Below are 10,628 nucleotides of genomic sequence, written 5' to 3'. Positions count from 1 at the left end.
TTTCGCGGACGGCTTCGCCCGCGTAAGCTCGTCCTCATCGGAGCGGGACCACTACGAGTGCCGCCAATCACACACACCGTCGAGGAAAACGTCCTTGTTATCGCCATCCAGAGTTTCAGTGATCGATGACGACGAGTCTGTCCGCGTCGCCTCCTCAAGCCTCTTGCGCTCGCTGGGCTGGGAGGTCAGCCTCTATCCGTCGGCGCAATCGTTTCTCAGCGGTGACTCGCTCGAAGGCCTTGCGTGCATCGTCACCGATCTTCACATGCCCGGCATGTCCGGCCTGCAACTTCAACGACGGGTGCGCGAGTTAAAGCCGGGCTTGCCACTGATTTTTATTACAGCATTCGCTTCGGACGACGCCCGGCGTCAGGCGCTCGACGCAGGCGCCGTGTGTTTTCTCAGTAAGCCTGTCGATGGATACGCGGTCGCCGATTGCCTACAACGCATTGGACGAAACCTTCTGTAAGATTGGTATGCGCGACGCGATCCTGCGGATTCGCATCTTCGCAGTCCGAAATGCTCGATGTAAGCTCTCCACCACGTACATCTTTCACGAACTCCCAATGAATATAGGGCTTGTCTGGTCGCTTTTGGTTTCAGTTGGTCGGCATCAGAGTGGGAATGATTGGAGCATACCAACGCGCTCAGGTGCGATCAGTCGTGACACGAACATCGTGCCTATGTACGCCGCAGCGAGCCGTTCCGGAGGCTTAGCGATTTAAGCCAACGACAGGCCCGCTACCGGAGAATTCTTAAACGGAATCACAGGCGCTCGCGTTATGTTCTCCGTCGCCTCGCTCTCAGCCTTTGGCGGCTGCCGCGCGATCAGCAACTCGTCACACGCAGCGCGCATGTCGGCGAATCCGGTCGGGGGCCGGGCGGCACGGCACGCGGACAGCTGTGTTTATGCGTGCCGAGCGAGCAAGAAACGAAAGATCGGCGTGCCACCCCCCGACAGCCTGATGGTCTCGCTCAAAACGATCGCGCGCGCGTCTGAACACGATCGTTCTCGGCATTCAGTCATCGAGCGTGGCGATCGCCGAAGCGGCCAGCGAGATCGCGCAAGGCACCGTCGATCTGTCGAAGCGCACGGAGTCGCAGGCCGCATCGCTCGAAGAAACGAAGAGACGGCGGCGAGCATGGAAGAACTCGCGAGCACCGTCGCGAAGAATGCCGACAACGCCGCCGAGGGCACGCACGCGGCGACGAAAGCATTCGGCGACGCGACTCAGGGCGGCGACACGGTCAATAATGTGGTGGCGACCATGCGGAGCATCGCGCAGGCTTTGTCGCACATGGCCGACATCATCGGCGTGATCGAAGGCATCGCGTTTCAGACCAATATCCTCGCGCTCAATGCGGCCGTCGAGGCCGGCGCCATCACCGCTGATACGTCGCGGACCAGCTTGACTGTGAGAGCAGCAGCTTCGTCGCGATGTTCGGGCGCTCAATCGGTGAGACGCCGCAGCGTCTGTTCAGGTGCGGTCGACGGACGTTCGATGCGCGAGCGCGCGAGCGCGCGATACGCGAGCGACGCGCCCGCCATGGCCAGCGCCGTCGGGATCAGGAAGTCGTGATTGAAGCGCGTGAACTCGATCATCAGCACGAGCGCCGTCAGCGGCATCTGCATGGCCGGGCCGAGGAACGCCGCCGCGCCGATCACCGCGAACGCGCCGAGCGGCGTGCCGGGCCAGATGCCGTTCCACACGCTGCCAAGGACCACGCCGAGCAACGCGCCGTTGGTCAGGCTCGGCGTGAGCAGGCCGCCTTGCGCGCCCGCGCGCAGCGAACTGACTTCGATTGTCACCTTCAGGATCAGCAGCACGCCGGCGAGCGCGAAGCCGAGCGAATCGTCGAACGAAAGACCGGCGGGGCCTCGGCCATTGCCCGCGAGTTGCGGGAAATAGATGACGAGCACGCCGATCAGCGCGAAGTTCAGGACCGCCAGCGCAGGCAGCGCATTGCCGCGCGGCGCGTGCTTGCGCGCGGCGCCCGCGAGCGTCATGAAGCACCACGCGGCCACGCCGAACACCGGTCCCATGACGATCGCCCAGACGATCATCTGTGCATCGAGCGCAAAGGCGGGCAGATGGTACTGATGTCCGTCGCCGAGCCCGATCCACGCGACGATCGCGCCGATTGCGGAGGTGGTGAAGGCCGCCGCGACGATGACGCCATCGAACGTGCAGAGCAGCACTTCGAGCACGAAGACCGCGCCGCCGAGCGGCACGTTATAGACGGCGGCGAGTCCTGCGCCCGCGCCGCACGCAACCATGATGCGCGACTGCGCGGGCGTGAGCCTCGCGTAGTGCGCGAGCCAGCCTGCCCACAGCGAGCCGATTTCGCGCGGCGCGACTTCCCGGCCGAGCGGCGAGCCCATCGCCACGGTGACGATCTGCAGGAGCGCATGCGCGATCGTGCTACCGGGCGGCATGCGCGGATTGTCGGAATCGACGGCCTGGCGGATGCTGACGAGCGGTTTGCCGAAGCGATGCACACACCACCAGCCGACGCCCGCGATCACGCCGCACAGCGTCAGCACGATGAAACGGCGCAGCGGCGACGCGGCCGAGATGCCGACGAGAAAGCTTTCGCCGCCAGTGAGCGCATCGAGGCTGTAGCCGAACGCGACGTGCTGGATTTCGTGCAGCAGCAACGCGAGCAGCATGCCGCCGAGCCCCGCACCCAGCCCGACGAGCGTGGTGACGACGATGAGCTTCACGGTCGGTGTCGATGACGGCATCGCGCTGACCTCGCAGAAAAAGGCGTAGGGTAGCGCGGCTGAATTTCGCGCGCCTCGCCGGATGCATCGATTATAGATATGCACGGCTTTATTTCGATGCCCGAAATCTTCTTGGGAAATGCGCAAACGCCCACTATCCTCGGGACAATAAGGTATCGAAAAATATCCGGGAGGCAGCGTGAGTCTGGTGATTTCCGGCCGCATCGTTCCGCTTGCGCGAACGTCCGAGAAGAGCACGTTCGCCGGCAAGGTGTGGATCGGCGACGACGGGCGCATCGAGCGCGTCACGCGCGGCAACGCAGCCGGTCCGCGCAGCGGCTTCGACAAAGCGGTCGTCGTCGATGTCGGAGATGATCTCGTGCTGCCCGGTTTCGTCGATCTTCACAGCCATCTCGCCTACGCGACGCTGCCGCTCTGGACCCAGCCCGGCCGCACGACACCGTTCCTGCATCACGACTCGTGGCCGTCCGCCAGCACCTATGCAAGCGACATCACCTGGCCCGCCTACGCGCTTCTCACCGCCGCTCCCGAAGCGTCGCTCGCCTACGCCGAAGTGCGCGCGCTCATCGGCGGCACGACGAGCATTCAGGGCTCGCCGCCGAAGAACCGGCCGCTCGACGGCTGGATGGTGCGCAACGTCGAGGATGAGACCTTCGGCGGAACCATCTCGTCGAACCGCGTGCTAGCCTCCACATTGACGGTCAAGCCCGAAGTCCTCGCGAAACGATCCGCGCAGATGAAAGCGGGCGCGGGCTTCATCTATCACTGCGCCGAAGGGCAGGTGAGCTCCATCGCCGCCAACGAGTATCAGAGCGCGCGCAAGTGCGGCTGCCTGCAGAAGGATTTCGTCGCCATTCACACGAATGCGCTCAATCCCGGCGATTACGATGCATGGACCGATCCCGGCACGGTCGTCTGGTCGCCGTTCTCGAACCTCTGGCTCTATGGCAGCACGACCAGCGTGCCGTCCGCGCTGGCGAGAAAGATCCGCGTGTGCGTCGGGTCCGACTGGGGGCCATCGGGCACGCGCAATGTGCTCGGTGAAATCAAGGTCGCCGCGCTGGTGAGCAAACGCGAGCGATGGAACCTCACGCCCTTCGATCTCGTGCGCATGATCACCTGCGAACCCGGCGACGCGATCGCCGGTCCCTGGAACGTGCAGGCCGGACGCCTTGAGCTGAATGCGCTCGGCGATGTGGTCGTCATCGCGGCCAAGGCTTCCGCCGATCCGTTCGCGACCGTGCTCGCCGCCACCGAGAATGACGTGCAACTGGTGGTCATCGGCGCACGCGCGCGCTACGGGAATGCGAAGCTCATGAAGGCCGCGAAGGCCACGTTTCCGTCCGAACTGAAAATCGCCGGAACGAAGCGCGTCCTGTCGATGACGAAACTCGACAATGCTTCCGAGCCGTGGAGTTTCGCGCAAGTGCTGACGCGCCTGGAACAGGTCCGCGCCGATCCGAAAAAGGAAATCGATGCCGCCGGTAATGCGGCGGCGGCAGCGCGCATGGCGGGCGAAGCGCCTCGTCTGCGGCTCGCGCTCGACATGCCGCTCGGCAAGCTGCCTATCGGCGGGCTGCCGAAGAATCTCGGCGAGATCGTCGTGCCGCCGATCCAGCCGCTCGCACACGACGCGGCCTTCTTCGCCTCGCTCGTCGGACGCGGCTTCCACGGCGGCCTGCTCGACGGCCTCAAAAAGTTCTATGCGTGACATCGCGAGCGAATCATGGCCACGAGAACATCATCGTTATTGAAGGCGCAGATGGGCGTGCTGCTCGCCGAGCGCGCGGGTCTCGTGAAGACGACTCACGCGCGGCGTCCGGCAGGATCCGGCGATCAACTCGATGCCGCCGATCGCGAAGTCATCGTCGATGCGCTTCTGACGGTCATCGCCGGGGCGTACTGTCATCTGCATCAGAAGCGCGCGGGTTACGCCAACGATCCCGTGCAGGCGCTAGAACTGCTGCGCACGCACGCCGCCGACATGAGCGAAGCCGAGTTCCATATGATCGTGACGGGAATCGTCGTCGATCTGCGCGATGCGCACACGCTCTATGCCGGCCCGGCGTCGCTCGCCGGCGCGGTCGCGCAACTGCCCTTTCTGGTCGAACAGTTCGGCTCGACGGACGAGCCTTCGTTTCTCGTCACGAAAGTCGGGCACAGCAAGCTCATCAAGGACCCCTCGTTCAAGCCGGGCGTGCTGCTCGATACCTGGAACGGCATACCGTTCGAGCGCGCCGTCGCGATCCATGCCGATCGCGAAACGGGCGGACGCCCCGATGCGCGGCTCGCGCGCGCGCTCGAATCGCTGACGTTCCGCTCGCTGCAATACGGTCCGCCGCCCGAAGAGATGTGGGTCGACATCGGTTTTCGCGATGGTCCGGCGAGGGCGCGGCGCGAAGTGCGCATACCGTGGCGCATCGTCTGGCCGGGCCGCCCCGCGACCGGCGTGCGGCCCGGCGCGCATACCGCGCGGCGCGTCGCGGTGAGTCCGGCGGCGGAACAGGTCCGGCGCGCGAAAAAGCTGATGTTCTCGGGCAAGGAATGGAACGCCGAGCATCTGCGCGCGGTGATGGCGCGCGACGCCGGCTGGATCAAGACCCGCTTTCCCGACGCGCTTTCCGCGCGCACGTTCCCGAGCAAAGTGCTCGGCGATGTCGCCTATCTACGCATCTGGAGCTTCGATGTCGAAGATCACGAAGCCTTCGTTGATGAGGTCGCGCGCCTCGTCGGACAGTTGCCCGACACGGGCCTCATCGTCGATGTGCGCGGCAATCCTGGCGGCCTGATCTGGGCGGCGGAGCGCCTTTTGCAACTCTTCACGCCGAACAAGGTGCAGCCGACGCGCTTCAGCCTCGTTGCCACGCCCTTGACGCGCGCGATGGCGAAGAGCGCGTTCAACCGCATGGAGCTCGAACCGTGGATCGCGTCGCTCGAATCGGCGATCTCGACCGGCGAGGGATACTCGCAGGCGCTGCCGATCACCGATCCGTCCTGGTGCGATGACGTCGGTCAGCGTTATGGCGGGCCGGTCGTGTGCGTCGCCGATGCCAACACGTACTCGTCCGGCGACCTCTTCTGCGCGGGCTTCGTGGACAACGAAATCGGGCCGCTCGTGTGCGTGGGCCAGGCGACCGGCGCGGGCGGCGCGAACGTGTGGACCAGCCATGACCTGACCGATGCACTGGACGGAACGGACTTCGCACTGCCGCGACTGCCCGACGGCGTGAGCTTCACGATGGCATTTCGCCGCGCGGTGCGTGCCGGCGATGCGGCCGGCGTGCCGATCGAAGACCTCGGCATCGCCGGCATTCCGTATGCGATGACCCGGCGCGACGTGCTCGACGGCAACGCCGATCTCATCGACTGGTGCGCGCGGTTTCTGGCGGGCGCACCGTATTCGAGCCTTCGCGTGACGCTCGGCAAGTCGGAACTCACGGTGACGACGGCCGGGCTCGACGAGTTTGAACTTTATGTGGACGGCAGGCCGCTCGATGCGGCGCGAGCGATCGGGGATGGGGTTTTAAAGCTGCCGCGTCCCGCGGCCGGGGAGCGGCTCGAAGTGGTGTGCCGCAAGGGGGGAGCGGTGGTTCAGCGTCGGCGGGTTGCGCTGGCGTGAGGGGTGGATGTGTCGCAGCGCGGGTTGCAATTTGACGCAATCACGCTTGCGCCCAGATTTCACTTACTGACAGTGATCCATTGCGCACCGTCCAGTGGGCGCAGATAGCGGGAGTCCAGTCGAAAGCAGCGGACACTGTTGTCCTCGCGGCAGGCGCCTGGAGTGCGTTGTTCTGCCAGCATCATGACATCGACCTGCCCGCCATCAACGTGATCGGAACGGCGCTGCGGACCGCTGAGGCGCCCGGCGTCATCGAAGGCTGTTTCTCTGGGCCTAACTTCGCACTGAGGCGAAGGTTGGACGGCGGCTATACGATCGCGGTCCCCGGCTATGGGCGCGTGGAACTCTATCCGAAGCCTGATGCCGTTCTGGACAGCAGCGTGTTCGATGACACGCCGATTACTGTGAGGCATCCCGGGCAGGATTAGGGCACGCTGGCCAAGTCTCTTATCTGATGTGTCAGCGCTAGCTACGTGGCCTGTTGACTGTCTCACGTTCGACGGTGACGACACTTTTGCTCAGTTGGTTACTGCGGCAAAGTCTTCGCATAATCTCGCAAGTCTTTGTGGTCGCGCAGTATCTGCCGGTACAAGCCCTGAAACGCTAACCAGGCAACATAGTCCGACGCCAGATGTCGGCGTGTCGCGCGTGCTTCCTCGGCGCTGAGGGGAGCGAGCGCGCCGGCTGCCTCGGCGAGCAACTGAACTTGTGCGCATCGCTCCATCGAAATAAAGCGGTACACTGCGGAATCCACACTGGTCCCCACCGTAAGAAAGCCGTGGTTCAGCAAAATCGCGGCCTTGCAAGTGCCCATCGTCCGCGCAATGCGCGCACCCTCGTCAGCGGCGAGGACGACAATATCTCCGCGGAAGACAACGTGGTTCTCAAAGAACAAACAAGCTTCCTGATTGATCGGCGCGAGCAACCGTTCACGTGCCGCAAATGCGCGTCCGTAAGTTGTGTGGGTGTGCACGGCCGCCATTGCCGAATGATTCACACGATGTAGGCCGCAGTGGATCGCGACCGCCGCCGCATTGACGGGGCCAGTACCATGATGCACAACACCCGCGTCGTCGATGCATATGAGGTCGTCCGGATGAATCGTGGAAAAGTGCTGCGCGTACTGGTTGACCCAGTACCGGTCGTAATGCTCGGGATCGCGCACCGTCACATGCCCAGCGATCCCCTCCGTCAGTCCAAAGCGCGAGAGCAAACGGAAGGCCGCCGCGAGCTTAAGCTTGCGATGGCTGCGTTCGTCCTCCAGGTCGGCAAACTCACGGGGCACTGGAAGCGGGCCACCGATCGGAGTAGGGATTTGGTGGTCGTTCGAGTCAGCCAGGCACATACGGCACCTTCGGAAATGAAAGTAATGGGAAAGAATCTATAGCCCTCAGGATTCTCATTGTGTCGCGCCAGTACTCTGGCCGTCCATGGCGATTTGCTCACTGTCGTGTGAGCTTTCGTCAAGCGTGGTGCCGGACGGCCCGCGACACAAGGCTCGGCAGGAGGTCATGCCAAAGCGTCACAGGAGAGATACTTTTCGTGAATTGTCACGGAAATTCGGCCGGTGCTAAATGCACGTGACGCTAGCACTGGACACCTGATATGCAGACCCCCGACTTCAAGAGCACCTTGCCGCCACAATTGATGAAGCGCATTGTGTGGCGCCTCGCGCCGCTGATGGTGCTAATGTACGTCGCCAATCAACTCGACCGAGCCAACGTCGGCTATGCGGCGTTGACGATGAACGCCGAACTCGGGTTGACGGTCGCGCAATACGGGCTTTCTGCGAGCCTTTTCTTTCTCGGCTATATCCTGTGCGAGGTGCCGAGCAACCTGTGCATGCATCGTTACGGGGCGCGTCGCTGGATGACGCGCATACTCGTGAGTTGGGGGCTGCTCTCCTCGCTCACGAGCTTCGTGCCGAACGCTCAATGGCTCTATGTTGCGCGCTTTATGCTCGGCGCGTTCGAAGCGGGACTGTATCCCGGCATGGTCTACTACCTCACACTGTGGATGCCCTCGCGCAACCGTGTCTGGATGATGTCGCTCTTCACGATGTCGATTCCGCTTACCGGGATGGTCGGCGCGCCGGTCTCCACCTGGATCATGGATCACGCAAACGTCTTTGGCGTAACCGGCTGGCGCGCGATGATCCTTCTCGAAGGCTTGCCGGCCATCATCCTCGGTGTGATCGCATGGTTCTACCTGCCCGATGGCCCGCACGACTGGCGTGGTCTGTCTGACGAAGATCGCCACACTATCCGCACGACGCTCGCACACGAAGAACAAGCCGCGGCGGTCGCCATTCAGCCGGGGAACGCGCGGAGCGCGCTAACGAACTTCAAGGTGTGGGGACTAGGAATTGTTTACTTCGGTATAAACTCGGGCATCATTGGGCTGCTCTATTTCTTGCCGCAAGTAGTCAAGACCTTCAAGGGAGGCTCGCAACTCTCACTAACGCAGATTGGCCTCATCACGTCTGCGCCGTTTGCGGTAGCAGTGGTGAGCGTGATCGTTTGGGGGCGCATCGTAAGTCACAAGCGTATTCACGCGCTGTACGTCGCAGGGCCGATGATGCTTTCGGCCATGACGCTCGCGAGCGCACTATATCTGTCGTCACCGCTGGCAACGGTCGCGGTGCTCGCGATTGGCACCTCTGCGTGCTTCTGCAGCATCAGCACTTTCTGGCAATTGCCAAGTCGTATCCTTACCGACCGAGCGGCGGCGGCCGGCATCGCACTCATCACGAGCATCGGCGTGTCGTCCGGTTTTATGATGCCGTACTTCATCGGCTGGGTGCGCGATACGACCGGCACATTCCAGCTCGCATTCATAGCAATCGCCGTGGCGATGACGGTCGGCTCCGCGCTAGCGATCGCACTCGACCCCGAACGACGCCGCGTGCCGTCCGCAGGCATGGCGCTAAAATGAGCGGAATTTCCATGGAGATCCGCCCGTGTCATTGCGTCGAGGAATTCCCAGCCTGACGGCATTGCAGGCGTTCGAGGCGTCGGCGCGTCATCAGAGCTTTTCGAAAGCCGCCGCCGAGTTGCAACAGACGCACGGCGCCATCTGCAAAAAAGTCAACGAACTTGAAGCGAGTCTCGGCGTAGAGTTGTTCCGGCGCGTAAGCCAAAGGCTGGTGCTCACCGATGCCGGCGCCGACTATGCCCATCGCATACGGGTGAATCTTGAACAGATTCGCCGAGACACCCGGCATCTGGTCGCGAACCGGGAGCGTTCGACGCTGCGCGTCGCGGTCGGCGTGACCTTCGGCGCTCAATGGCTCGTGCCGCGGCTGCCGGGATTTCATTGCGCACATCCGAACATTCAGGTGCGGCTGACGGGCCGTGATCAACCGACCTACTTTCAGGATCTGAACTTTGACGCGGCGATTCACTTCGAGCAATCGCCGTTGCCTGGACTCGCGAGCAAGGTGCTGCTAGCCGACGATAGAGTGTGGATGGTAGCGTCGCCTCCCCTTACGGAGCACTATGCCGATTGCGATATCGCTTCCATGCCGTGGATCCACACGCGCGATTTGCCTGCTGCATGGATGACGTGGAGTGAAACGGTCGCACCGGAAAGGGCTGAACATGCGCGCGATGGTAGCGATCATTTCTTCGACTTCTTTATCATGGCTATCCGCGCGGCGGTCGCGGGACTTGGGGTCGCACTCCTGCCACGCGTTCTGATCGAACAGGAACTTGCTTCCGGCCAACTGATCCGAATCGGCGGATATGCCGCGATTAATGCGCAGAAGACCTATCTCATGTTTCCAGAACAGAGGCGCGACTGTGCACCGTTCGCTACCTTCGCATCGTGGCTGGAAGATGAGATGCTGCGATACCGCGTGATACTTGCATGTAGCGAAGAGAACGGGCGTTTGCGAACTCCCCCCGCTTGACGCTTGGGCTACATGCGATGGTGTTCGATAGGCCGTACTCGACCAGAAAGCGGACGCTCAGGGGCTGCGAGGCGAACGTCGCTTACGGGTCGAGGCTGTGTAAAAACGTGTTGATTGCCTATAGTTAGTCAACACGTCTTTCGATGGTGGCCCATGAAGCGATTTATTGAAAGCGCGGCACGAGATCAAGTCGCACTGCTACCTGAGTGTCTCGACGACTACGTCGATGCTGATAACACCGTACGAGTGGTGGACGTCTTTGTTGACGAGCTTGATCTAGTAGGTCTTGGCTTCGAGCGGGCCACGCCCTCCTTGGTGGGCAGGCCGGCATATCACCCATCGACCTTGCTCAA

At 62.7% G+C, this 10,628-nt stretch carries 7 protein-coding genes and 3 pseudogenes; 8 read left to right on the top strand and 2 right to left on the bottom strand.

From position 1 onward, the window contains the following. Nucleotides 1–118 precede the first annotated feature (118 nt). On the top strand, nt 119–469 hold the full coding sequence (locus tag NCT32_RS27525; protein WP_250490660.1) for a response regulator transcription factor: 351 nt from the start codon (nt 119–121) through the stop codon (nt 467–469). A 313-nt stretch (nt 470–782) separates the two neighbouring features. Then, a pseudogene (locus tag NCT32_RS27520) lies at nt 783–1,316 on the top strand (hypothetical protein); the annotation flags it as partial. A gap of 134 nt (nt 1,317–1,450) precedes the next feature. Here the strand turns inward: NCT32_RS27520 and NCT32_RS27515 are convergent. Beyond that, entirely contained in the window at nt 1,451–2,746 is a 1,296-nt protein-coding gene (locus tag NCT32_RS27515) for a chloride channel protein (RefSeq protein ID WP_250490659.1), read from the bottom strand. Between the two features lie 178 nt (nt 2,747–2,924). Here NCT32_RS27515 and NCT32_RS27510 point away from each other — a divergent pair, with 178 nt between their 5' ends. The 3 genes and pseudogenes from NCT32_RS27510 to NCT32_RS27500 form a co-directional block, all read left to right on the top strand. Continuing rightward, entirely contained in the window at nt 2,925–4,457 is a 1,533-nt protein-coding gene (locus NCT32_RS27510) for a hypothetical protein (RefSeq protein ID WP_250490658.1), read from the top strand. A 15-nt stretch (nt 4,458–4,472) separates the two neighbouring features. Next, nucleotides 4,473–6,365 carry a S41 family peptidase gene (locus NCT32_RS27505; RefSeq protein ID WP_250490657.1) on the top strand — a complete coding sequence of 631 codons (1,893 nt, stop codon included), beginning with the start codon at nt 4,473–4,475 and terminating at the stop codon, nt 6,363–6,365. Nucleotides 6,366–6,490: 125 nt separating this feature from the next. Beyond that, nucleotides 6,491–6,721, top strand: a pseudogene (locus tag NCT32_RS27500) (D-amino-acid oxidase); the annotation flags it as partial. A gap of 170 nt (nt 6,722–6,891) precedes the next feature. Here the strand turns inward: NCT32_RS27500 and NCT32_RS27495 are convergent. Further along, a complete protein-coding gene (locus NCT32_RS27495) occupies nt 6,892–7,710 on the bottom strand; it encodes a class II aldolase/adducin family protein (RefSeq protein ID WP_250490656.1) in 819 nt (272 codons plus the stop codon). 260 nt (nt 7,711–7,970) lie between these two features. On the opposite strand from NCT32_RS27495, the gene NCT32_RS27490 reads away from it, so the two are divergent. From NCT32_RS27490 to NCT32_RS27480, 3 genes and pseudogenes are all read left to right on the top strand, one after another. Continuing rightward, complete coding sequence (locus tag NCT32_RS27490; protein WP_250490655.1) at nt 7,971–9,299, top strand: MFS transporter; 1,329 nt, start codon at nt 7,971–7,973, stop codon at nt 9,297–9,299. A 25-nt stretch (nt 9,300–9,324) separates the two neighbouring features. After that, nucleotides 9,325–10,275, top strand: coding sequence for a LysR substrate-binding domain-containing protein (locus NCT32_RS27485; RefSeq protein ID WP_250490654.1), 951 nt, complete (start codon nt 9,325–9,327; stop codon nt 10,273–10,275). Between the two features lie 153 nt (nt 10,276–10,428). Further along, nucleotides 10,429–10,628 (top strand): annotated as a pseudogene (locus NCT32_RS27480) (IS5/IS1182 family transposase); the annotation flags it as partial.

Origin of the sequence: Caballeronia sp. INML2, assembly GCF_023631365.1 — a bacterium.
In the GTDB taxonomy this organism is placed as follows: domain Bacteria; phylum Pseudomonadota; class Gammaproteobacteria; order Burkholderiales; family Burkholderiaceae; genus Caballeronia; species Caballeronia turbans.
Note: the sequence above shows the minus strand (reverse complement) of the source record. Positions and strands in the feature narration are given on the sequence as shown.

Excerpts from the sequence above, each read along its gene's own strand:
- NCT32_RS27505 (WP_250490657.1), top strand. The coding sequence starts at position 4,473 with ATGGCCACGAGAACATCATCGTTATTGAAGGCGCAGATGGGCGTGCTG.
- NCT32_RS27490 (WP_250490655.1), top strand. The coding sequence starts at position 7,971 with ATGCAGACCCCCGACTTCAAGAGCACCTTGCCGCCACAATTGATGAAG.
- NCT32_RS27495 (WP_250490656.1), bottom strand. The coding sequence starts at position 7,710 with ATGTGCCTGGCTGACTCGAACGACCACCAAATCCCTACTCCGATCGGT.
- NCT32_RS27515 (WP_250490659.1), bottom strand. The coding sequence starts at position 2,746 with ATGCCGTCATCGACACCGACCGTGAAGCTCATCGTCGTCACCACGCTC.